The sequence below is a fragment of the Anabaena sp. FACHB-1237 genome (genome assembly GCF_014696225.1).
Taxonomy (GTDB): Bacteria; Cyanobacteriota; Cyanobacteriia; order Cyanobacteriales; family Nostocaceae; genus FACHB-1237.
Genome location: NZ_JACJPV010000023.1, coordinates 13,165 through 37,714 on the forward strand (window position 1 = coordinate 13,165; position 24,550 = coordinate 37,714).

22 protein-coding genes and 1 pseudogene are annotated in these 24,550 nt (G+C 35.1%); 14 read left to right on the forward strand and 9 right to left on the reverse strand.

Going from position 1 to position 24,550, the window contains the following annotated elements; translation table 11 throughout:
* Positions 1-54: 54 nt before the first annotated feature.
* From H6F32_RS12600 to H6F32_RS12610, 3 genes are all read right to left on the reverse strand, one after another.
* The gene (locus H6F32_RS12600; protein ID WP_190369682.1) at positions 55-588 is read right to left on the reverse strand and encodes an MgtC/SapB family protein; all 534 of its coding nucleotides are present in this window, start codon (positions 586-588) and stop codon (positions 55-57) included.
* A gap of 365 nt (positions 589-953) precedes the next feature.
* Positions 954-2,261, reverse strand: coding sequence for an MFS transporter (locus H6F32_RS12605; RefSeq protein ID WP_190369683.1), 1,308 nt, complete (start codon positions 2,259-2,261; stop codon positions 954-956).
* Positions 2,262-2,295: 34 nt separating this feature from the next.
* On the reverse strand, positions 2,296-3,045 hold the full coding sequence (locus tag H6F32_RS12610; RefSeq protein WP_190369684.1) for an SDR family NAD(P)-dependent oxidoreductase: 750 nt from the start codon (positions 3,043-3,045) through the stop codon (positions 2,296-2,298).
* Between the two features lie 406 nt (positions 3,046-3,451).
* Here H6F32_RS12610 and secD point away from each other — a divergent pair, with 406 nt between their 5' ends.
* The 5 genes from secD to H6F32_RS12635 all read left to right on the forward strand — a co-directional run bounded on the left by secD (position 3,452) and on the right by H6F32_RS12635 (position 7,655).
* Positions 3,452-4,873 (forward strand): protein translocase subunit SecD, encoded by a 1,422-nt coding sequence (secD, locus tag H6F32_RS12615; protein WP_190369685.1) that lies wholly within the window; start codon positions 3,452-3,454, stop codon positions 4,871-4,873.
* Complete coding sequence (gene secF, locus H6F32_RS12620; protein WP_190369686.1) at positions 4,870-5,835, forward strand: protein translocase subunit SecF; 966 nt, start codon at positions 4,870-4,872, stop codon at positions 5,833-5,835. Before secD ends, secF begins: the two co-directional genes overlap by 4 nt.
* Before the next feature lie 114 nt (positions 5,836-5,949).
* Positions 5,950-6,354, forward strand: coding sequence for a hypothetical protein (locus H6F32_RS12625; RefSeq protein WP_190369687.1), 405 nt, complete (start codon positions 5,950-5,952; stop codon positions 6,352-6,354).
* A 35-nt stretch (positions 6,355-6,389) separates the two neighbouring features.
* Positions 6,390-7,085, forward strand: a complete 696-nt coding sequence (locus H6F32_RS12630; protein WP_190369688.1) for a methyltransferase type 11 — start codon at positions 6,390-6,392, stop codon at positions 7,083-7,085.
* 117 nt (positions 7,086-7,202) lie between these two features.
* Positions 7,203-7,655, forward strand: coding sequence for a GNAT family N-acetyltransferase (locus H6F32_RS12635; RefSeq protein ID WP_190369689.1), 453 nt, complete (start codon positions 7,203-7,205; stop codon positions 7,653-7,655).
* Between the two features lie 31 nt (positions 7,656-7,686).
* On the opposite strand, the gene H6F32_RS12640 is transcribed toward H6F32_RS12635, so the two are convergent.
* The 4 genes from H6F32_RS12640 to H6F32_RS12655 form a co-directional block, all read right to left on the reverse strand.
* Positions 7,687-8,526, reverse strand: coding sequence for a sensor histidine kinase KdpD (locus tag H6F32_RS12640; RefSeq protein WP_190369690.1), 840 nt, complete (start codon positions 8,524-8,526; stop codon positions 7,687-7,689).
* A gap of 288 nt (positions 8,527-8,814) precedes the next feature.
* Positions 8,815-9,396, reverse strand: coding sequence for an L-threonylcarbamoyladenylate synthase (locus tag H6F32_RS12645; protein WP_190369691.1), 582 nt, complete (start codon positions 9,394-9,396; stop codon positions 8,815-8,817).
* Between the two features lie 242 nt (positions 9,397-9,638).
* Complete coding sequence (gene prmC / locus H6F32_RS12650) at positions 9,639-10,541, reverse strand: peptide chain release factor N(5)-glutamine methyltransferase (RefSeq protein WP_190369692.1); 903 nt, start codon at positions 10,539-10,541, stop codon at positions 9,639-9,641.
* Between the two features lie 321 nt (positions 10,542-10,862).
* Entirely contained in the window at positions 10,863-11,633 is a 771-nt protein-coding gene (locus tag H6F32_RS12655) for a Tic22 family protein (RefSeq protein WP_190369693.1), read from the reverse strand.
* 534 nt (positions 11,634-12,167) lie between these two features.
* Between H6F32_RS12655 and thrS the strand changes: the two genes are divergently transcribed.
* The 5 genes from thrS to H6F32_RS12680 all read left to right on the forward strand — a co-directional run bounded on the left by thrS (position 12,168) and on the right by H6F32_RS12680 (position 19,759).
* Complete coding sequence (gene thrS, locus H6F32_RS12660; RefSeq protein WP_242031121.1) at positions 12,168-14,048, forward strand: threonine--tRNA ligase; 1,881 nt, start codon at positions 12,168-12,170, stop codon at positions 14,046-14,048.
* 705 nt (positions 14,049-14,753) lie between these two features.
* Positions 14,754-15,503, forward strand: a complete 750-nt coding sequence (locus tag H6F32_RS12665; RefSeq protein ID WP_190369694.1) for a winged helix-turn-helix domain-containing protein — start codon at positions 14,754-14,756, stop codon at positions 15,501-15,503.
* 53 nt (positions 15,504-15,556) lie between these two features.
* Positions 15,557-16,864, forward strand: coding sequence for a cell wall metabolism sensor histidine kinase WalK (locus tag H6F32_RS12670; protein WP_190369695.1), 1,308 nt, complete (start codon positions 15,557-15,559; stop codon positions 16,862-16,864).
* A gap of 60 nt (positions 16,865-16,924) precedes the next feature.
* Positions 16,925-17,593 carry a phosphate signaling complex protein PhoU gene (gene phoU, locus H6F32_RS12675; RefSeq protein ID WP_190369696.1) on the forward strand — a complete coding sequence of 223 codons (669 nt, stop codon included), beginning with the start codon at positions 16,925-16,927 and terminating at the stop codon, positions 17,591-17,593.
* A 540-nt stretch (positions 17,594-18,133) separates the two neighbouring features.
* Positions 18,134-19,759: an iron uptake porin gene (locus H6F32_RS12680; RefSeq protein WP_190369697.1), complete on the forward strand. Its 1,626-nt coding sequence runs from the start codon at positions 18,134-18,136 to the stop codon at positions 19,757-19,759.
* A gap of 492 nt (positions 19,760-20,251) precedes the next feature.
* Here H6F32_RS12680 and H6F32_RS12685 read toward each other — a convergent pair whose 3' ends face one another.
* Entirely contained in the window at positions 20,252-21,325 is a 1,074-nt protein-coding gene (locus tag H6F32_RS12685; protein WP_190369698.1) for a RuBisCO accumulation factor 1, read from the reverse strand.
* A gap of 340 nt (positions 21,326-21,665) precedes the next feature.
* Positions 21,666-22,034: pseudogene (locus tag H6F32_RS21225) on the reverse strand (transposase); the annotation flags it as partial.
* 72 nt (positions 22,035-22,106) lie between these two features.
* On the opposite strand from H6F32_RS21225, the gene H6F32_RS20570 reads away from it, so the two are divergent.
* The 4 genes from H6F32_RS20570 (at position 22,107) to H6F32_RS12710 (ending at position 24,525) form a co-directional block, all read left to right on the forward strand.
* The gene (locus H6F32_RS20570; RefSeq protein ID WP_313926632.1) at positions 22,107-22,316 is read left to right on the forward strand and encodes a helix-turn-helix domain-containing protein; all 210 of its coding nucleotides are present in this window, start codon (positions 22,107-22,109) and stop codon (positions 22,314-22,316) included.
* Positions 22,259-22,468, forward strand: a complete 210-nt coding sequence (locus tag H6F32_RS21090; protein ID WP_313926633.1) for a transposase — start codon at positions 22,259-22,261, stop codon at positions 22,466-22,468. The genes H6F32_RS20570 and H6F32_RS21090 overlap by 58 nt, the downstream gene beginning before the upstream one ends.
* Before the next feature lie 117 nt (positions 22,469-22,585).
* Entirely contained in the window at positions 22,586-23,275 is a 690-nt protein-coding gene (gene ubiE, locus H6F32_RS12705; RefSeq protein ID WP_190369699.1) for a bifunctional demethylmenaquinone methyltransferase/2-methoxy-6-polyprenyl-1,4-benzoquinol methylase UbiE, read from the forward strand.
* A 14-nt stretch (positions 23,276-23,289) separates the two neighbouring features.
* Complete coding sequence (locus H6F32_RS12710; RefSeq protein WP_190369700.1) at positions 23,290-24,525, forward strand: DUF445 family protein; 1,236 nt, start codon at positions 23,290-23,292, stop codon at positions 24,523-24,525.
* The last annotated feature ends 25 nt before the right edge of the window (positions 24,526-24,550 follow it).

A 24,550-nucleotide genomic window follows, 5' to 3' on the forward strand; every position in this document is an offset into this window, starting at 1 on the left:
TCTTCTAAAATTGACGTACCTCATTTACTCCAAAAGTGCTGTCATTATTTACTGTTAATCATCATCATCATCAGCAGGAGCATTTAGCTGTGAAGCAATTGGTTGACTACTTTGACCAATTAAAAATCTAAAAAAACGATTAAGTCGCTTCATACCACTCAAAGTAATTAAAGTCAAAAATCCTCCCAACAATCCCATTTGCCACAAACCACAACCAATAGCTGCTCCTAATCCTGCCGCTGTCCAAACACAGGCCGCTGTAGTCAAACCCCGTACTTTTGGCACTTCAGAATTTCTGGGAGATTCTTGCAAAATTAATCCTGCACCAAGAAAGCCTATACCAGTAGTTACACCTTGAATAGTACGACTCAGAGCATTAGTCGCAGCGAAGGAACTATCACCTTCAGCTTGCAAAGGAATCATCACAAATAATGCTGCTCCCATAGTCACCAGCATAAATGTCCTCATCCCTGCTGCTCTACCACCTTTCTGGCGATTCAATCCAATTATGCAACCGACTAAAAGTGCCAGTATTAATCTAAAACCTATATGTATCCAATCATCGGCAGCCAAAAACATTACACTCATGGATTGATTCCTCTGAAAGATGGAACGGAGTTTTGCACCTATTACCCACAGGAGAAAAGATTACCTATTGATGATTGCAGCAAATCCAACTCCAGTAATTTGATAGGTTTAAAGTAGTTTGTTTTTACTTTAACATAAAATTAACAATAAGTAAAATAACTGAGATATGATCAACACTATTTAGGGCAAGAATTGCTCGCCTTTGATAATCAATCTACTTCAGTCGTTTAGGTGTAATAGCTTCAGCTAATTGAGCAGGTAAAGTTGCATCCTTAAACATTTATCTTGGGGGGAATAACTTTTTTTCTTTTCAAAATAGAAATCTGCCCCTCGCTACTTCTGATATACATGCTTATAAATAATCATTAAGAAAGTAATCCCATTTCCTCATATATAGGTTTTACCACTTTTCTAATATTTGAGATTTTTCTAGCAAAAAAATAAACTCCAAACACACAACAAGTACCACCAAAAAATAAAGCATTAGCAACACCAATATAATGCGCTAACCCCCCGAAAAATAAATTACCTAAAGGCAAGATTCCCACAAACGTAGTCATAAATATACTAGTTACCCGTCCCCTTTTATCTTCTTCCACCAAAATTAATTGCATAAAATTATTAATTGCAGCTAGAGTTAAAGTATTAGTTAACCCCACAATAAAAATTAACACCAAACAAAATTCTAGCCGTGTTGAGCGAGAAAATAATATTAACGATACTCCCAGCACTAGGGTAGAAATTGCCATAACCGTTTCTAATCCTATTACCTTCTTGCGTCGCACCAGATAAATACCAGAAAAAATAGAACCAAAGGCCGTAGAAGTCATCAGAAAACCCATCGTTTCCGCATTGCCCTTTAGCACTTCCTTAGCAAACATCGGCATCATATTTACATAAGTCATTGCCATAAAACAAACTATAACTTGCAATATTAAAATAGACCTAATAGGCACGAAATTATAGACAAAAATAAATCCTTCTTTCAAATTATGCCAAATTTTTGTAGATTCGGATTTAGATGGATTATTGATATTTGGTTTTATCCGGATCGTGAAGATAACTAACATAAAAGGCAAATAGCTAATAGCATCTACTAAAAAACATAAACCTACTCCATTTCTAGCAATTATCAAACCCCCAATCATCGGACTAACAAATTTAGCTGTATTAATTAAAAATGAATGCACAGCCATTGCACTATAAGTCTCGCTTCTGTTTTCTAGCAATCTGGGGATAGTTACTTGACGTGCTGGTAAATCAAAAGATTTGACTATGCCCTGAAGAATACCAATGATTATAATATCTGTAAAGTTTATCTGATTACTAACAGTTAAAAAAGTTAGCAGTGAAGATAGGAAAATAGATATTATCTGGGTAGTTAATAGAACATATTTTAAATTCCATCTATCTAATAATACCCCTACCAATGGTGTAATCACCAAACCCATAACTTGATTGCTAAAGCCAGCTATGCCAACTAACATGACTGAATTTGTTAATTGATAAACTAGCCAAACTAAGGCAATTTGTGTCATCCAAGATCCGAAAAAAGATACGCTTTCCCCAATCAAAAAACCAAATAAATTTGGTGGTATAATTGCAGGTGAAATTTTCAAAAGAGCAAATATTTTGTTGCTTTTCTTCAATGAAGTTCTATTCTTTTGTAACATTAATATTACCTATTTTTCGGTCTAATTGTGATTATCATCGGTCTTGCAGCGTTGGACGAATCAAGATTTCATTTACATTTACGTGCTGTGGTTGGGTAACAGCATAGACTATTGCTGATGCTATATCTTCACTTTGTAATGGTGTAATTGCTTTGCGTCTGGCTTCAATTTCTTGCTTGGCTAATATATCAGTAATATGGTGATCAATTTCTGTTTCTACTAAACCAGGCTCAATAATAGTAACACGAATATTATCTTGATATACTTCTTGTCTTAACGCTTCCGAAAAGGCATTTACACCCCATTTAGTTACATTATAAGCAGACATTCCTGCACGAGCGATGCGTCCAGCTACGGAAGAAATATTAACAATATGTCCTGATTTTTGCGCCTTAAATATGGGTAACACTGTGTAAGTTGTGTACATCAATGCGAGAACATTAATATCAATCATTTTGCGCCAATTGGAAGGATCTGCATTTTCGATTCTGCCTGGAAATGACACTCCTGCGTTGTTGACTAAAATATCTATCTGTCCATATTCTGCTTTTGCTTTTTGTACAATATTTTTAACTTGAGTTTCATCTGTAATATCTGCAACAACTAGTAATGCTTTTCCGCCATTATCAGTAATATGTTTTGCTAATTCTTCTAGACGTTCTACCCTTCTAGCAGCAATGACTACTTTCGCGCCCTCTGCTGCTAAAGCGATCGCTGTAGCCTTCCCAATTCCTGAAGATGCTCCTGTAATAATAGCTACTTTACTTTCTAATTTATTTACCATAACCCATAGATCAACTAATTTTCTATTATATAGTACGGTATTTTGATAAAAATACTGTAGATTTAAAATAAACATATCACAGGGGCTAGAAAAAGCAATAGAAATTCAGCAAACTTCAAGATGAGTAAGTTATATAAAATAGTAGCTTCGCGTGTTAGCTAAGTGTATTAGACGCAAACAAATATTAGTAAAACAAAGCACTTACGGTGTGTTAAATGCAAAATTTCAAATTTTGAATTTCTCAACTTCATACCTGAGTTCACCAATACCAGATTGTGAATAGAAAAGTAAAATTGTAGATTGGGTTTTGTTTCTCAATGTTACTAATGATTTGGCATGATTGGCCAACTCGTGAGAATGTGATTAACGGTACAATGTTATAGGTTTTTTATCTTTTGAGTCTAGTATGCAAAAACAGCAGTCGCTAGTAGCGTTAATTTTAGGGTTAATAGTAGCCGCAATTTGGGTGATTTTCACAATTCCTGTACCATTGGGGTTGGATCTCAGGGGCGGTTCACAGTTGACTATCCAGGTAAAAACCTCCGCAGAAATTACCCAAATTACAGAACGGGAACTAGAAGCAGTAAAGAAAGTAGTAGAAAGGCGAATTAATAGTTTAGGCGTATCCGAACCTGTGATTCAAACCGTCAAGCCTAATAAAATTTTAGTCCAGTTACCTGGGGTAAATGACCCACAACAAGCAGAACGGATATTAGGTGGTACTGCACAGTTGGAATTTCGTCTGCAAAAGCCCAACACTGAAACTCAGTTGTCAATTTTTTTAGCATCACGGTCAGAAAAAAAGATCAAACAACAGGAGTTGAGAAAATCTAACGATCCTGGAGAAATTCAGAAAAACCAGGAAGAACTTAAGAAAATTCAACAGGCGATCGCTGAATTATTCGAGAGTACGGACCCACCTCTCACAGGTAAATACCTCAAAGATGCTCAAGGCGAACCCACACAAAGTAATAATTGGAACGTAGCATTACGTTTCAACACTCAAGGCGGTAAACTATTCGCAGAAATAACCAAAAAATTAGCTGGAACAGGACGCAGTATTGGTATTTTCCTAGATAGTGAATTGATCAGTTCTCCTTCAGTCGGTCCAGAATTTGCTGCCACTGGCATTACAGGAGGTAACGCAGTTATTACTGGTAAATTTACATTAGAAGAAGCCAACAACTTAGGAGTGCAACTACGGGGTGGAGCATTACCAGTACCAGTAGAAATTGCAGAAAGACGAACCGTAGGCGCGAGCTTAGGCAAAGACAGTATTCAAAGTAGCATCTATGCTGGCATTGGAGGTCTAACCTTAGTCTTTATTTTCATGATTGTGTACTATCGCTTGCCAGGCATGATCGCAAACATAGCATTAATCATCTATTCTTTATTAACCTGGGCAGCCTTCGCTTTATTAGGTATTACCCTTACCTTACCAGGAATAGCAGGATTTATTCTCAGTATTGGCATGGCTGTAGACGCTAATGTATTAATTTTTGAACGTACAAGGGAAGAACTACGAGCAGGAAAATCCTTATATCGTTCTGTAGAATCTGGTTTTTACCGAGCATTTTCTAGTATTTTAGATAGCAACGTAACTACTTGGATAGCCTGCGCTGCTTTATTTTGGTTGGGATCTGGCTTAGTTAAAGGTTTTGCTTTAACCTTAGCATTAGGTGTAGCCGTGAGTATGTTTAGTGCTATCACCTGTAGTCGCACATTAATGTTCTTGGTGATTTCTATTCATTCTTTGCGCAAACCTCAACTTTACTGTCCTAATCTTCCAGCAATTTCCACCACAAATAAAGGAGGGGTAATATCATGACATTACAAATTCATAAATGGCGATCGCTGTGGTGGAGTATTTCAGCTATCGTAATTCTCAGCGGTATCATTTCCATGATCATTTCCTGGACAAATCCTAACATCAAAGCACCCCTACGTCCAGGAATAGATTTTATCGGTGGTACACGCTTACAATTAGTTAGAGACTGTAGTAAACCCAGCAATTGTGATCAACCAATAGATATTAACCTAGTCCGAGACATAGCCAAGTCTCAAGGATTAGGAGATAGTAGCATTCAATTAATATCTGAAGATAGCAAAGATAACGGCATTACCATTCGTAGTAAACATTTAGATACAGATCAACGGATTAAACTACAAAACGCGTTAAGCGAAAAAATTGGTAACTTTGATCCACAAAAAAATCAAATAGATGATGTTGGTCCAACCTTAGGAAAAGAACTTTTTAAATCAGGACTTTTAGCCCTATTACTTTCTTTTGTTGGTATTACTATCTACATGGCAGTGCGTTTTCAATGGGATTATGCTACCTTTGCAATTGTCGCTCTTTTCCACGATATCTTAGTAACATCTGGGATATTTTCCATCTTGGGTCTAGTCGCAGGTATAGAAGTAGATAGTCTTTTTATCGTGGCTTTATTAACTATTACAGGGTTCTCTGTTAATGATACTGTGGTTATTTATGATCGCATTCGAGAAACCATCACAATTAACCCAGATCGCCCAATTGCAGAAATTGTAGATGATGCGGTAAACCAAACCTTAACCAGATCAATTAACACCACATTGACCACATTACTCACATTAGTAGCCATTTTCTTGTTTGGTGGTGAAACCCTTAGATATTTCTCCCTAGCTTTAATTGTTGGTTTTATTATGGGAGCTTATTCTAGTATTTTCATCGCTAGTACATTGCTAATTTGGTGGAGAGAACGTCATGAATTAGCAAATAAAAAATTACAAGTAACAGGCGGCAGTTAATATGTGATGATTGATGATTGGTGATTGGTAACTGTTAAAATTTGAACCTCAGAATATTATCAATTATCAATTATCAATTATCAATTATCAATTACCAATTATCAATTTTATAATATGGATAAGTCAGAAAATCTTGATAATTTAGATCCCGTTTTTACCCAACAAGTGCAAAGATTACATGAATTAACTGTTTATGGTAGATGGTTTTTTGCCATATTTTTATGGTTGACTATCGCACCTTTTTGTATTTGGGATCTACGTACAGAAATTTGTTTATTACAAGATTATTTTACCTGGGTTGCTGTGCGTTATGCTCTGATTTTTCATCCTTTTGCTACTGTAGGTTTAGCTTTTTGTATTGGGATGACGGTTTCTGTGTTAGTATGGCAAAGTCGTAATATTCTTTGGGGATTACCATTAGCAGAAAAACAACATTTACACAAGCAAGTTTATAAAATTAAACAGCAGGGAAAATCTCATCCTCTGTGGAAATGGGTTTGTCAAAATAATCCAGAATAGGAATAATATACTATTACTAATTATCTACTAAAATTATGTTAAAACAAGAAGCACAATGGCTCGGAAAAATGATTTATTCTCTTGATAAAGATACAGTTTTTCCATTATTAAATCTTGGAAGTTCCAGTAAAAAATTCCGAGAAAAACAACAACCTTGGATATATCAATTCTTGTTTAAACCTGCTCAGGAAAAGGGTAATTTAGTTATTCATGCTGATTTAAAACAGGATGTTGGTGTTGATTTAATAGGAAATTTAAACGATACTAAGTTTTTAAAGACTATTTCTGAATTAAATATTCAATCTGTGATTTGTTCTAATTTACTAGAACATATTGTTAATAAAGAGGAAATTTGTCAAAACATTAGTTCTATTATTCCTGTTAATGGTTATTTATTTGTTACTGTTCCCTATCAATTTCCTTTACATTTAGATCCCATTGATACTTTATTCCGTCCCAATATTAATCAATTATGTGAACTTTTTCCTGAGTTAGAAATGATTGAAGGAGAAATTATTAGTGGAGGAAAATTATATCAATGTACATCAATTCCTGGTTTTTTATATGTGATCATTATGATTATGAGATTGCTTTTACCATTTTATCAACCTTTAAGATGGCTAAATTCTTTCCGCTATAGTTTATGGTTATTTAGAGATATTTCTGTGACTTGTATTGTTTTTAAGAAAACCCAGAATATCCACGACTTCTACCAGAAGTCGGGGATATGAGTATATTCACAAGAACCTAACTAAAACTTAAAAGTTGCATATCTATATACAGGGTTACTATTTTTAGGGAAAATATGCCATAACAAATAAGATAATGTGAGTATGGGTTGACTGGACATGAAATATTCTCAACTTCATTTTAGCGATGGAAAAATTGATCTTTACCAACTCCAGGAATTGTTTAATATTACTGCTTTTTGGGCTAAAGAACGCAGTATTGAAGATTTAGCTATTGCTATTGCTAATAGTGAACCTGTTATTTCTGTTTGGGACAAAGAAAGACTAATTGGTTTTGCTAGAGCGACTTCAGATGGTATTTATCGCGCTACAATATGGGATGTAGTGATTCATCCTCAATATCAGGGAAATGGTTTAGGAACTAAGTTGGTTGAAACTGTTTTAAGTCATCCTCGCGTACAAAAAGTAGAACGAGTTTATTTGATGACCACTCATCAACAGGAATTTTACAAAAAAATTGGCTTTGAAGTCAATCATACCACGACTATGGTTGTATATAATCAATCAGAATTAGATGCTTTAGTATCTCAAGAACTTGAGGAGTTAGTTTAAGAAGTCATGAGAAAAAATTTTCACTATCAGCTTAACTATCAGCGCAGGGAATAGATATTTGTAATCGGATGATTTTGGGTATTATTTGTTTCATGATGGGAGATTCTATAATGACTAATTCTCCTCCCATCATTTCTATTAATGTTTGATTGATTAGAAATTTCATTCCTAGTGATAAGATGTGATTTTCAGAAGTTAGGTTATTTTCTGATTTATCTAATGGATCTGATTTATGTGATTTAATTAAATCTATTGCTTCACTAATTACTAAACTATCTTTGGGAATATCTAACCAAATATGTATATGATTATTTATAGTCATATCACTACTGGATAGATGAATATTACTTTGTTGATGTGTGGTAATATTCATTTCTATCAAGTTAATTAATATTTGTCTGATACAACGATGATCAACTAATATATGAATTTCTGGATGAGGAAAAGTAATATTAAAAGGATAATTACGATTTGCTGCTAATAAATAAGTTGCATGATAAACTTCTTCAAAAATATCTAATAATTTAATAGATGTAATATTTAATTGAGTTGTACCGTATTCTATTTTAGAGATCATGAGAATTTCATCTATTAATTTTATCAGTTTGAGCGATCGCTGATGAGCTTGTTCTATAAATTCCCTTTCTTCTTCGGGACTTTCACACAGGTCTGATAAGATTAATTGATGTAGTCCAATTAACCCATTTAATGGTGATCTCAATTCGTGACTAATTCTGGCTAAAAAACCTGCTTTAAAACTACACATTTCTTTAGCCATTTGATATGCTAATTCAGTGTTTTTTAGTTGTTTTTTTAATGCTTGATTTTCTGCTATTAATTCATTTATATCAGAAGTTAATAAGGAATCCATTTTTTTGACCTAATTATACAAATCATATACAAATTAGTTTATCTTAGAATATTGACCTTATAACTATTAATTGTTAATTACAGCAGTTTCGGTTATTAAGCTAATGTGCAGCACTCAGTGTATAATTAAAAAACCAGAAGTTACAGTAGCACAAGCATCTTGCTTGTATTAATTATTCAAGTTAAAGGCACAACAGCTTATGAGGTACAGATGTTAATTATAAAACCCTTGTAGTGCAGGCATCTTGCTGTGCTAATAGTGTACCTCATGTAGATGGAATGTGCTGTATCAGTGGTCAATTATTAATTGTACTTCTCCTTGACGTAAAATTTCCCAACCATTTTTAGTCCATTTAGCAACAGTGGAAGGTATTCCCAAACCTTTATATTCTACCGAGTCTAAAGTGATAACTTCAGGAAAATAAGTTTGTATTTCTGATAAAGTTTCTAAAGCTGGTTGTCCTGATAAATTAACACTAGTGGTAGCTAAAGGTCCAGTTTGTGCCAAAATGTTTTGGGCAATGATATTATTAGGTACTCTCACACCAATAGTATTGATATCATGGGGATTCATCACTAGTGGAACTTTTTTACTAGCTGGTAATACTAATGTTAAAGCACCAGGCCAATATTGATTAATCACATTTTGCCAAGTTTGCAATTCTCTAGGATCACCTATTACATAATCCCATAAATCTTCAGCTTTAGCAGCCATTAAAATCAGTGGTTTATCTAAACTTCTTTGTTTAGCATTAAATATTAATTCTGCCTGTGCTGGTAAACTAGCTAAAGCCGGAACTGTATCTGTAGGAAAACTAATTAATTGACCATTTTTAGCTGCATTTACTAAATTTTCTAAGGAAACATTCATAGTTTATTCATGTTTGGAGTTAGGAGTCAGAAGTTAGGAGTTAGCACTCCGCTATGGATGTATTACAGGGTGTTTCAGACAGTATAAATGATGTCAATAAGCATATTTTTGATACAGCAGTTTCGGTTATTATGAGGTACAGATGTTAATGGTAAAACCCTTGTAATACAGGCATCTTGCTGTGTTCATAGTGTACCTCATGTAGATGGAATGTGCTGTATCTGATACACCCTAAAACTACATTAACTGGATTTTTTGTAAGCAAGTGCAAATCTATCAATTCCTGCTAAATCAGGATAAATTTGGATATTGTCATAAGTACCAGCACTTTTTAATAATGCTTTAACTATATTAGATTGTCCGGCCATCATTTCAATTAACCATACTCCCCCATTCTGTAAATAATCACTAGAAATTTTAATTAAATGACGAATACAGTCTAAACCATCAATTCCACCATCTAAAGCTAAATGAGGTTCATGGTTAACCACTTCTGGTTGTAAACTGAGAACAGTAGCACTAGGTATATAAGGCGGATTAGATATCATACCACTAAATTGCCCTTTAAGCAATGATAAAGGTTGCCACCAATAACCTTGATAAAAGTTAATTCTATCACTAAAATTATAATTTGCTGCGTTAATTTTGGCAATATTTAAAGCATCTACACTCACATCCACAGCATGAATATTTGCCTGGGCATTGTTTGCTGGTAAAACATCCGCTAAACCTAAAGAAATTGCTCCGCTACCAGTACCTAAATCTGCCCAATTACCCAATTTTAAATCTTGATTTTTATTAGTAATATCTACAACTATATCTATTAAAATTTCTGTTTCTGGACGAGGAATTAACACTGCTGGAGAAACCTTTAATTTAAAATTCCGCCAATTGCTATAACCTGCTATATATTGTACTGGTAAATGTTCTTTTAATCGTCTATTCCATAAAGATTCTAATTGGTTTAATGACAGTTGCATTTTAATTTCATCCTGATTTTTAAAGGATTCTAAACGCAATTGTAGTTTATCTAATCCGCTAATTTCTGTTAATAACCAGTCCAATTCTAATAAGGGAATATTATTATTAATTGCGCTGTTTATTGCTTGTTTCCGCCATTGCCATAAATCATAACCAGAAACCATATTTTTGATTTTACTTATAATATTTAGAACTTTACTATATTAGACATTTGGTAAAAATTATCATAGGGACAATTCATGAATTGTCCCTACAAGGGTTTGGTGCTTATGCAGATTTAATTATCGGAGATGTCTATTAGGTGGAGGGTGCGTCAGATATCAATAATCTGTTTATTTACATTATTGATATTGTCTGACGCGCCCTACTAATGTATCAGTTTACATAAGTCCTGAATATTAGTAGGATGTGTGAGAATTTAACCTAACACACCACTAATGTTCTGATAATCTTAACCTATTTAGGTTCAGAGTGAATAGTTAAGATTATTTCTTTTTAGGAGTATTTTGTAAAGAACGAATAAATTCTATGGACTCCCGTGAAGGAAACAGAAATATTTTACTCATTCCTGGATCATTGCTACTATTTAAAGTTTCGATAACTCCATATAAATCTACTACTTGAATTTCTGTTTTTGCTGCTTCTTGTGGTTTGGCTTTTTTGAACTCATCTAATAAAGCTACAGCTTGTTCTTTTTCAAAATAGAAAGGAATCAAACGATCTTTACCTTGAGAATTTGCGGGAATAGTTAAATAACTATTAGCTTCCTTAAATTTAGGTACAAATAAAGGAACACCTTTAAATTCTTGATTGAGTTTTAATAGACTTTTTGCAGAATCTAACTGTTCTTTTTGAGGTATTAAGGTAAAAATCAAAGGAGAATCTTTTTTCTTAGAATTTTCTAACACCAGTTTATAATAATCTGCTAAAGAAACTGGTTTAATCTGAATATTACCTGCTAACTTAGGATTTTCCTTTTTCAAACGTACATCTAAAAATTTCTCAGCATCTTTCTTGCTAATGAAAAACCCTATTTGTGAAATAGTTTTAGATTCCACTTTCCGAGAAACTACTACAAATTCTCCTTTAGGATTTGTTAGTGTAAATATAGGAACTTCTTGTAAAGCTTTGATTACTTGATCTTGGGGTAGAGCGATCGCCTGCATATTATCATTATTATTGATATATGGTACACTACCAAAAATCACTCCACTAGCTAAACCCAATGCTACGCCCCAACGCACTAATGATTTCATGAATACTCCTTGAATGAAAAACTCTACTTATCCTGAACAACAAACCAATTTGCTAACTTTGTCACTATTTAACGGTTTTAGTTATACCGCCATATACTTTAATCCATCTTATATGAGTTTATACAAAGACATATAAAATACATCTAAAATCATGGTAGTTTGGAGGAATCAACTATGAATTACTAAATGCAGGTGATTCTATTATCACTGTAATTTAGCGATAATTCTGACTAAAGTTATTTTATTTTTACTTTTCCTTAATTATTGATGATTTAGATTCTTTGTAACTTTGCACTCCTCAATACTCCTGATCAATATCTTCTACATTAATCTTAAATATCCTGGTAGTTTCAAGATCATCAGAATCTTATTATTATCACAGGACGGTGTTAGCTAATCAAACGTTCCAACTAAAATAGTAGCGGATACAAGTAATGAATTTTCATGACATCCCTGACTTCTTGTAGAACAGGGCTATCTTGTTTACTAACCGTTGTAGAATTATAGTTATTTTGAGAAGTTTATTTTTTAATCATGTCGTCAAATCAAGAAACCCCAGTAGTCGGAAAAATTACTTTACCGCGTACCAGCGAATCAGAAACCCTCAAAAAGATTCGTCATACAGCTTCTCATGTTATGGCCATGGCAGTACAAAAACTCTTTCCAAAAGCTCAAGTTACCATTGGTCCTTGGATTGAAAATGGTTTTTATTATGACTTTGATAATCCTGAACCCTTTAGCGATAAAGATTTAAAGACTATTCAGAAGGAAATGGTTAAGATTATTAATCGCAAATTGCCAGTAATTCGGGAAGAAGTGAGCCGCGAAGAAGCACAAAAACGAATTGAAACAATTAAAGAACCATACAAATTAGAAATTTTAGCAGATATCAAAGAAGAACCCATTACCATTTATCATTTAGGTGAGGAATGGTGGGATTTATGCGCTGGTCCGCACTTGGAAAATACTAAGGAAATTAACCCTAAAGCCCTAGAATTAGAAAGTGTAGCGGGTGCTTATTGGCGTGGTGATGAAAAGAAAGCGCAATTACAACGTATTTATGCCACAGCTTGGGAAACACCAGAGCAATTAGCAGAGTATAAACGTCGGAAAGAGGAAGCATTAAGACGTGATCACCGGAAAATAGGTAAAGAATTAGGATTGTTTATTTTCGCTGATCAAGTGGGTCCTGGCCTACCTTTATGGACTCCTAAAGGAACTTTACTGAGAACAATTTTAGAAGACTTCCTCAAAAAAGAGCAGTTGAAACGGGGTTACTTACCTGTAGTCACTCCCCATATTGCTAGAGTTGATTTATTTAAAACATCTGGACACTGGCAAAAATACAAGGAAGATATGTTTCCCTTAATGGCTGAAGATGAACAAGCAAAAGCCATTGAACAGGGTTTTGTTCTCAAACCTATGAACTGTCCCTTTCATATCCAAATATACAAGAGTGAATTACGTTCCTACCGGGAATTACCCATGCGGTTAGCGGAATTTGGTACAGTTTATCGCTACGAACAATCTGGGGAATTGGGAGGTTTAACTAGAGTACGTGGTTTTACGGTGGATGATTCTCACTTGTTTGTAACTCCTGAACAACTAGATCAGGAATTTCTCAATGTTGTAGATTTAATTTTGACAGTATTTAAGAGTCTGCAATTAAAGAACTTTAAGGCTAGATTAAGTTTTAGAGATCCTACCAGTGATAAATATATTGGTGGAGATGAAGTTTGGGATAAGGCTGAAGGTGCTATTCGACGCGCTGTGCAAGCCTTGGGAATGGACTATTTTGAAGGTATTGGAGAAGCGGCTTTTTATGGTCCAAAGCTCGATTTTATCTTTACTGATGCTTTAGAAAGAGAATGGCAATTAGGTACGGTACAGGTAGATTATAATTTACCAGAACGCTTTGATTTAGAATATGTGGCAGAAGATGGTACACGCAAACGCCCAGTAATGATTCATCGTGCGCCCTTTGGTTCTTTAGAAAGGTTGATAGGGATTTACATTGAAGAGTGTGCCGGTGATTTTCCTTTGTGGTTAGCACCTGTACAGATTAGACTATTACCTGTGGGAGATTTACAAGTTGATTTTTGTCAACAAGTGGTGGCGAAAATGCTAGAATTAGGCATTCGTGCAGAAGTTGATTTAAGTGGCGATCGCCTGGCTAAATTGATTCGCAACGCCGAAAAATATAAAATACCCGTGATGGCGGTGGTAGGTGCAAAAGAAGTAGAAACCCATTCTCTAAGCATTCGTACCCGTGCTTCTGGGGAATTGGGAAGTATCCCTGTGGATATAGTTTTGGATAAGTTAGAGTATGCGATCGCTAAATTTGAGAATCTATGCATTGATGTTTCTGATGTAACGTCTCAACAAGTACCAGATGTTACCGAAGCATCTCTTTAACAAGCATCAAATGTTAGTGATACTAAATCTCAAGCAGTACAACCCGTTACATTACCTGTCTACTCATTCAAATCCTTGCTTTATATTGCATCAGCTATATTTTATTTAGTGGATGCATGGGAAATATGGTTGTGGCTATACAGTGGCTATACAATAGGTGCTAACATCTATTATGGGTTGAAAAATTAAGATACAAGGTTGGGTTGCACTTCGTTCAACCCAACCCATAGACTTACTTAGTCTTAGCTTGTTCTAAAGCAATTTCCTTCACAGCTTGATAAGAATTAATATTTGCAGTTCCTTCAATAGCTTTCACTGCTAAGTCCTGGACTTATTTTAATGCACACTCCAGTTGTTTAGATAAGTTTTGAATGCGAGTTTCTTGGTTAGTAATCTTTAATTACCCAGGACTTACGCAAATGGCACATTGGCGCTTGCGTAAGTCCTATTACCAATCACCTAATTTAGTACAAATATACTATAAACAAGCCAGTTGCGGTTGTCAAGATAAGTTTACAAAATGATACTTATCTAACTATGGAGTTTTGCTGATATACAGGATAAGATGTAAGAAGGTTATACCAAGAGTATCAGAATATAGCTAGGAATCGGCTAAAAAGCCTGTCTATTTACTTAATTACTGAGTAAATACTATATTGAATTTTGGTTAATTAAAACTAGCAGGTTAGTAAAAGTTGTTACCTAATGTACACCATTGAATTAAACAGATATACTGCCAAGGCAGATATTGAACAAACGAGCCGTGTTCTCGTAGTGGAAGATGAGGAGTTGATCCGAGAAATGGTAGTTGTTGCTTTAGAGGGGGAGGGATATGAAGTAATTACTGCTGGTGATGGTCGTAAGGCTATAGAATATATTAAAAACTGTGAGCACACTGAACAAGTACCTTTGGATTTGGTGGTTTTAGATGTGATGCTACCACAGGTAAATGGTTTGGATATTTGCCGTTTTTTGCGGCATCAAGGTAACTCTGTGCCAATTTTGATGTTGAGTGCCAAAGGTAGTGAAACTGACCGTGTATTGGGCTTAGAAGTGGGTGCTGATGATTATTTAACTAAACCCTTTAGTATGCGGGAGTTAGTAGCGCGGTGTCGAGCGTTGTTGAGAAGACAGCGTTTAATCACTTCACCACAGGTTACAGTTCTAAAATACAAGGATGTTACCTTAAACCCCCAAGAATGTTGGGTAACTGTGCGTGGACAAGAAGTAAATTTATCTCCTAAAGAGTTCCGTTTATTAGAACTGTTTATGAGTTATACTCGTCGGGTATGGTCGCGGGAACAGTTGCTAGATCATGTATGGGGTGTTGATTTTGTGGGAGATAGTAAAACTGTGGATGTGCATATCCGATGGTTACGGGAAAAGCTAGAAATTGATCCCAGTCATCCAGAATATCTTGTGACTGTCAGAGGATTTGGCTACAAATTTGGTTAAAGTTGTTAGTTAGTTGTTAGTTTTGATCAATCACAAAAACACTAATGACATAAATGTTTATATTGGGATTTTTGCTGGGTTTAACCCTTGGATTTGGGTTTTGGGTTTGGCAACAGCTACAATTTAGTTTGTACTTACAATGCTTACTTCAATCTGCTAGTTCTCGCAATTATCAGCATATACCTTTTTCATTAGTGCTGTGGCCTCGTTTACGTCAAAAAATTTTGGCTTTGACTAACCAACGGGAAACTATGCAAGATGCGTTATATTCTGATCACGATTTGTTAGATTCTGCTCCGTTGGGTTATTTACAGGTAGATGAGGAAAATCAACTGTTATGGTGTAATGTCCAAGCCAGAGAAATCTTATCTTTACAAAGATGGCAACCTGGCCAGGTACGTTTGTTGTTAGAGTTGGTACGGTCCTATGAGTTAGATCAAGTGATTGAACAAACTCGTGATTGGCAAAAGCCCCAAGTGCGAGAATGGGTGTTTCACCCCTCTTGTGAGGATGCTATGGCTATGAAGCAGTTAAAGTCTTTGCGTTTACGCGCTTCTAGTTGTCCTTTGCAAAATGGACAGGTGGGGGTATTTTTGGAAAATTGTCAGCAGGTGTTAGATTTATATGAGAACCGCGATCGCTCTTTTTCTGATTTAGCTCATGAGTTGAGAACTCCCTTAACTTCTATTAAACTAGTGGCAGAAACTTTACAGTATCGCTTAGAACCTCCTTTAGATCGTTGGGTTAATCGCTTGATGCAAGAGATTGATCGCTTGATTAATTTGGTACAAAGTTGGTTAGACTTAACACAGATGGAAAATAACCCCACTATGCGGTTAAATTTGGAAGTGGTGGAAATGCGATCGCTCGTCTTGTCAGCTTATGAAACGTTAGAACCTATTGCGGAAAAACAATCATTACAACTATCTTGTACTATTCCAGAAGATATTTATATTCGTGTTGATAAAGCTAGAATATATCAGGTATTTCTTAATTTAATAGACAACAGCATCAAATATAGTCCTAATTCTGCAACTATTAATATAAAAGCAGAAGTGTTAAGTATGAATAACAGTAACAACAGCAAACAAGTAGAAATCAATATTATTGATTCTGGTTTTGGCTTTGATGAGGCAGATTTACCCCACGTATTTGAAAGATTTTACCGAGGAGATAAAGCTCGTTATCGTTCTTCAAATGATGAAAGTAGTAGCAATGCAGGAATAACGGGTAATGGTTTAGGTTTAGCTATAGTACAACAAATTATTTTAGCTCATAATGGTTGTATCAAGGCTATGAACCACCCAAAAACAGGAGGTGCTTGGATACAAATTAACCTGCCGTTAACAGTCAGCAAGTAACTAACTGACTTTTTTAGAGTTAGAATATTAAGAATAAAATTTTCTTTTGAGATCATCAAAGTGAAAGCTGTTTTTTATCCTACTTCCCCTGAATTACTTCAAATAGAACGCTACATTAAGCGTGTAGAAAGAGACTTACTGCGTATGGGTGCTTTAGTAGAGCAATCATTTCGTTTAAGTCATCAGTCATTGTTTAATCGTGATTTAGATGCAGCCACAGAAATACGGCGATTAGACAAAAAAATAGATCGCTTTTATCGGCAAATAGAATCAGACTGTACAACTATCATTATCCGCCAAAAGCCCACAGAACAAGATTTACGTTGTTTAAGTGCTTTTATGCAGTTAGTAAGAGATTTAGAGAGAATAGGAGATTATGCAAAAGATATAGCGGATATTGCTGTGAAACTATTTCCCTATCCTCCCCATGACTTTTTACCAGAGATTGCTATGATGTCACAACACGCCCAAGCTATGTTAGCGACTAGTTTAGTTGCATTAGCAGATTTAGATGGTACAAGTGGACAAAGAATGAAAAAATTAGATGATGCGGTAGATGATGCCTATGAAGAACTTTATCAAAAATTAGCATATCAAAAAGATGTACCAGGAGTCCTTGAACCAATATTATTGTTAACATTAGCAATTCGTTGTTTAGAAAGAATGGCAGATCACGCTACAAATATAGGACAAAGAGTAACTTATATTGTTACAGGTCAGCGATCGTAAAATAAAGGAGATGAAGAATTTAGGCTCTCAAAAGTTTACGATAAAAAATAGTTTTACCGATCATCAGTTTGGCATATTATCCATAGATATCTGGTGGTAATTAAATCTTCATAACCACCAAACCTTTGTAGGGACAATTCATGAATTGTCCCTACAGTAATTTTCACCAATTTTCACCAGATGTCTAGTGAGGATACTTAGCAAATTTCGTATATTTGGTAACATTATTTATTAGAAATTCCCCTAAGTTATGAGAATATTAGTCAATCTTAATCTTAATTATATATTCCATCAAAATATCTAATATTGTTGAGTAGTTTGGAGATAACCAAATGCTGATATAACCCTGTTGTTAGCATAGTAAATTACATTCTTTACCTAATCATAAATTGGTCTTAATTCTACGATAAAATCCAAAAAGTTACTTGTGTAAAGTGATATTTATGTTGTATAGTAACTATAGGAAATTTATAAGTAATTTTCTGTGAATAAAACTTAACGATAGGTTATATTCATTTAGGTGTGAGAGAGAGTAAAAACATGAAAAAAACATTCTGGAATATCCTCAAATTTAGCCCAGTATTTGCTTCCACTGTATTAGTAGCTAATAGCGCGATCGCTGGGGAAGTTAATAACCAGGTAACAAGTGTTGCTGAATTATCTCAAAATAGCAATAACATTGGTCAAGTAACATCGGTTTCTCAGTTTTCTGACGTACAACCTACAGATTGGGCGTTTCAAGCATTACAATCTTTAGTAGAACGTTATGGTTGTATTGCAGGTTATCCTAATGGTACATTCCGAGGCAACCGTGCATTAAGTCGTTATGAATTTGCATCTGGTTTAAACGCCTGTTTAGATAGAGTTAATGAATTAATTGCCACTGCTACTGCTGACGTTGTGAAGAAAGAGGATTTAGCTACTCTGCAACGTTTACAAGAAGAATATTCTGCTGAATTAGCAACTTTGCGTGGTCAAGTGGATGCTTTAGAAGCGCGTACATCTGAGTTAGAAGCTAACCAGTTTTCTACTACCACCAAGTTGAAAGGAGAGGCTATTTTCAGCTTATCTCAGGCTTTTGGTGATAAAGTAGCAGTTGCTTCTGGGACACCATCAACAGATTTAGATTCTAACACCACATTCTCTGATCGTGTACGTCTGTCCTTAGAAAGTAGCTTCATGGGTACAGATAAGTTACAAACACGGTTACAAGGTATCAATATTTTCCCAAATAATACTGGTGCTACTGGTACTGGTACTAACATGACTCGCTTGGGTTATGACGGTAGTGCTACTGGTAATAACAGCAATAACACTGTTACCATTGATAAATTAAACTACGCTTTCAATTTAAGCGAGAAAATCAACGTTAAGGTTGATGCTATTGGTGCAGAGTTAAACGAGAACGTGGAAGTATTTAACCCAGACTTTAGAAGCAGTGGTACAGGTGCTTTATCTCGCTATGGACGTTTTAGCCCCATCTACCGTTTAGCTAATGACGGTGCTGGTATCACGGTTAACGTTAAACCCAGCGATAAATTTACTGTGAGTGCAGCCTATTTTGCACGCAATAGAAATGATGCGGCTGATCCTTCTACTAGTAAGGGTTTGTTTGACGGTGATAATACCTTCTTTGCTCAATTAGCTTTGAAACCTGCTAAACCGTTCAACATTGGTTTAACCTACGCCCGCTCCTACCAAAATACTACCAGAAGGTTATTTGGTGATACAGGAAGTGCTAGGGCAAATAATCCTTTCGGTGCTGCTACTGAGTCAGATAATTATGGTTTACAAATTAGCTTCCAACCTAGTGCTAAGATCACATTAGGAGGTTGGGGAGGTTATACCAATGCTAGTGCTGTAACTGGTACTGCAAGAAGAGATGCAGATATTTGGTATTGGGCTGCTACTTTGGGTATTAAAGACTTTGGGAGAGAAGGTAATACTTTAGGTTTCGTTTTCGGTCAGTCTCCTAAAGTTACTGGTGCTAGTGCAGGTGTTACCAAAGATGCAAATACTTCCTATCATTTAGAAGGTTTGTATAAGATGAAAATTTCTGACAATATTCTGTTAACTCCTGGTTTGTTGGTAATTTTCAATCCTGAACACAACGATAAAAACAATACAACTTATGTAGGTACTTTACGGACCACTTTCTCCTTCTAAGATTTATTCTATAGCAGGTGACAGGTGACAGAGGTAAAAGTCTGTTTGTGTGTAGGGTGCGTCAGATATCAAGAATCTGTTTATTTGCAGTTATACATTCTGACGCACCTTGTGTTTAGTATTTAGTAGGGTGCGTCAGATATCGAGAATCTGTTTATTTGCAGTTATACATTCTGACGCACCTTGTATTTAGTATTTAGTAGGGTGCGTCAGATATCGAGAATATGTTTGTTTGCAGTCATAAGCTGTTGTGCCTTTAACTTGAATAATTAATACAAGCAAGATGCTTGTGCTACTGTAACTTCAGGTTTTTTAATTATACAGTGAGTGCTGCACATTAGCTTACATTCTGACGCACCTTGTATTTAGTATTTAGTAGGGTGCGTCAGATATCAAGAATCTGTTTATTTGCAATCATACATTCTGACGCACCTTGTATTTAGTAGGTGACAGAAGTAAAAGTCTCTGCTAAACTCCTACCGATATTTTCAATTATTCATCAATTTGCCAAGCATCTTTAGTAAATTCCTCATCAAGAATTTTCTTAGGACGTACAATAACAATGATTTTTCCTAATAATTTAATTTCTTGACTTTGGGCTTCAGTTTCAAACCATTGAAAATCAAGTTCTCCATTATTATCAAATACAAAATAACTGGTATCATCCCATTTTCTTTGAGCGCGATCTATTACTATTAAAACAGGTTCAACGTTGATTTGATGTTTATTAGGAAATAAGTCACTTTTTCCCATAATTACTACAGGATCCTCCGCACCTAATAAGACTTTCCAACCAGGTAAGGAAACCCAGGCTTGTTCTCCCGCAAATTTCACAATTCTAAAGGGTTCAATTTCCGTAATTAATGGTACTGATTTTAAATCTGCTGTAGCTAATGGCCATTCACCAATTACGGGTAAAATACGCGGTAAGTCATCATCCGTTTCTAAACGATAAAACGGATACGTAGGTGCAGGACGTTTAGGAACTACGGTAAAATCCACCAATAACTGTTCTAATTGTGTTCTGGCGGTTTGTGAAGCAGCAAAACGTAAGCCTTTCGCAATTAAACGCGATCGCTCTTGTAAATCTGATTTTTGTCTAGCTAATTTCCAGGCTTGATAAGCTACTGCATCTCCTGGATGATGACTAAAACCTTCTGGTAACATAGGAAAACGAGAAAAATCTTTCACTGCTTTAGCAATTTCCCGCACTTCATCAGCATCTATTTTGTGCTGAAATGTCAAATTGGCAGTAGTAGCCCGATCTTCCTGCGTCAATAAACGTAACTCATACAAAACATCACTACCGCGAGTTTGATAATGTGCTAATGTTTCTGGATGAGATCCGCATTTTTCCAGAGAACTATATACTTGAGAAGCCACCACTACCTGATTTTGTTGAATCGGTTCAAAGCCGGTTGCTTCAAAGATATCTTGGGGATGATGACCATTTTTTTGTAATTGAGCGATCGCTTGTCCCCATTCTACCCATGTTCCCTGTTTTTGTCGTAATTTAACTAATAAAGCCGCATCCTGTTGTGAACTTTGATTGTTACTTTCAGTCATAATCTCAGTAGTAAATAGTAAATTTGATGATATTTTATGGATAATCCTAAACTTGAATCTGATCAACCCTGCCGTCAAGCATGAGTCTCGAACGTCCCCAAAAATTAAAAATCCTTGTCGTTGACAGATTTTTGCAAGTGCAAATACCAGTTTATTCCTCTCCTGATATACTGCATCAAGTTTCGTAGTTTAGCTTTCCCCGCTACGAGATTGGTAGAGGTGTTTGGTAAAACTGGCATAGTTGATAATTTGGGTTTGTTTGCGATCGCCTGTGGTCTTCAATAAATACATAACATCTTATTATGAAATTGACCAAAAATAATGGGATGCCAGCCCCCTCCTAAAAGGACGGCTTTTCTTGATTTTTAATATACTCCTTTAATATTTCTAGTGGCGCACCTCCTACACAAACAGCAAAATAGCTAGGACTCCATAATGCTTCTTTATGGGGTTTTTTATAACCAGCTTGTCCATAACTGCGAATAGATACACCTTTTAAAGAATTTACTAAGCTAATGTGCAGCACTCACTGTATAATTAAAAAACCTGAAGTTACAGTAGCACAAGCATCTTGCTTGTATTAATTATTCAAGTTAAAAGCACAACAGCTTATCTGAGAAATAGATAGTTTAGGCGGATACTCAATAAGTGGATGAATATGATTTTCTTCGCCATTAAACTCAAGCACTTGAAAATTCATTTTTTCAGCATTTTTTCAGCAACTTGTCATTTTTTATAGAGCAATATATAATTAGTTTACTAGCCAATTATAGCACCAATCATCAAAGCTAGATATCAGTATCGTTTTCACCCCACAATTCAACAACAACAGACTTTAGCTCAGTTGTTCGCTTCCGTGGGTGTGGTTTGGAATGATGCTCTAGCTATCTGTAAACAAGCAAAAAAATTACCAAGTAATAATGATTTGCAAAAATTACTTATTACCCAAGCCAAGAAAACTGCTCAACGAAAGTACTTCAAAAGAAATTAGCACGTCAATCCAAGGGATCAAACCCTAGGGATAAAACTCCAATTAAAATTGCAAAACTGCATAATCAAATTACTGATACCCGTAAAGACTTTTTACACAAATTATCTACCAAGACTATTAGCGAAAACCAAGTTATTGCTTTGGAAGATTAAAAACCGCAAACTTACCAGGTCAATTAGTTTACAAGGATGGCGACAATTTAGAACTTTATGTGAAAGTAAATAAAATATAATTGTCCTGACTCCTAACTCCTCGATCTCCTCTAAATTATGACTGAACAAATACAAACAATATTTAACAAAATAGCCCCAGTTTATGATGAACTAAACGACAAATTAAGTTTAGGACAACATCGTATTTGGAAACAAATGACTATTAAATGGACACAAGTACAACCCGGAAATATCGGTTTAGACTTATGTTGTGGAAGTGGAGATCTAACTTTTTTATTAGCCAGAAAAATTACTAATAGTGGTCAAACTTACGGAGTAGATTTTTCCTGTAATTTGTTAGAAATGGCTAAAAAGCGTTGTAAAGATTACTATCCTCAACCCCAAATTAATTGGCTAGAAGCAGATGTTTTAAATTTACCCTTTGATAATAATTATTGTCATGTAGTCACCATGGGTTATGGACTAAGAAACGTGCAAAATATTCCTCTGTGTTTACAAGAAATTTACCGCGTTCTCAAACCAGGAGGAAAAGCTGCTATATTAGACTTTCATCGGCCTAGTAATCAATATATTCGCAACATTCAACAATGGTATTTAGATAACTGTGTAGTTCCTTTAGCTACCCAAATGGGACTAAAAGAGGAATATGCTTACATTAGTCCTAGTTTAGACCGATTTCCCAGAGGCAGTGAACAAAAGAAGATCGCCCAAGAAATTGGTTTTCAAGAAGTTACACATTATCCTCTAGCTAACGGTATGATGGGAGTATTAGTAGTTAGAAAGTAATCTGAAATTGTCAAGTGGATTTATCTCATCTTTTACTCTACATATCACCACCGGTGCTTGGTGCTGTAATTGGCTATTATACCAACGATATAGCCATTAAAATGTTATTTCGTCCCTACCGGCCAATTTACATTTTTAAACGTCAATTACCCTTTACCCCAGGGTTAATTCCTAGTAACCAAGACAGACTAGGACAAAATATAGCTAATGCGATCATGAAATCGTTATTAACTCCGGAGGAATTGGAAAATTTAGCCAGAAAATTGTTAGAAACGGAAAGATTACAAAAAGGAATATTGTGGTTATTACAACTAGTTACAGAACAGTTGAAAAATAACACAAATCCCCGCACATCACAAATAATTGCGGGGATTTTAAAAAACTTATTAGGGGAATCTTTGCCAAGGTTGTTAAAAGTTTTATCTAGACAGGAGAAGTTTTTAGAACCACAAATTAATCAAATATTTGATAAGGTACTGTTAGAATTTAGGCTGACAGAAGAACAAGCTACAAGATTAGCAGATTGGTTATTAGAAGTAGTATTACCTCCGGAAGTATTGCGACAAATTATAGTAGATTTTTTGACAGATCGGACAATTCAAACCATAGATGAAAGTTTTAGAGAAAAAACTAGTGGTACTTATTGGGTAGTGGCTAATTTGTTTGGTTTAAAGAATACATTGACTAGATTGAGAACATTTTGCTTAGATGAAAAAGAAGTTAGTAATCAAAGATTAGCGGAGTTAATTAAAGATTTAAAAATACGCGATCGCATTAAAGAGTTATTAGAAAAACTTTCTTTACAAAATTTACCAGTGGGTACAGTCAGACAACTGAGAAAAACCACTAGAGATAGTGTGAGACAATATTTACAAAATAGTGGCAGTGACTTTTTTAAAGACCTTACAGAATCAGCAGACTGGGAAAAAATAGCCACAGTTTTAATTAATCGTTTAATTAGTTCACCTGTGGTAAATACATCTTTAGAATTAGTTTCTCATGATTTTGCTTTAATTTTAGAAAAATATTTAGAAAAAGATTTAGAAATCATTGTTAAACAAACCATACCCATATTATCCATAGATCAAGTAATAATCGAAAGAGTGAAAGCTACCCCTGCAGCAGAATTAGAAGCAGCTATAGAAGGAATTGTTAAAAATGAACTACAAGCGATCGTTTCCTTGGGAGGAATATTAGGTTTTATAGTGGGTTTATTTCAAACTGGGTTTATTTTCTTCACGCAAAATTAGTTAATAGTTAAGATCCCGGACTTCT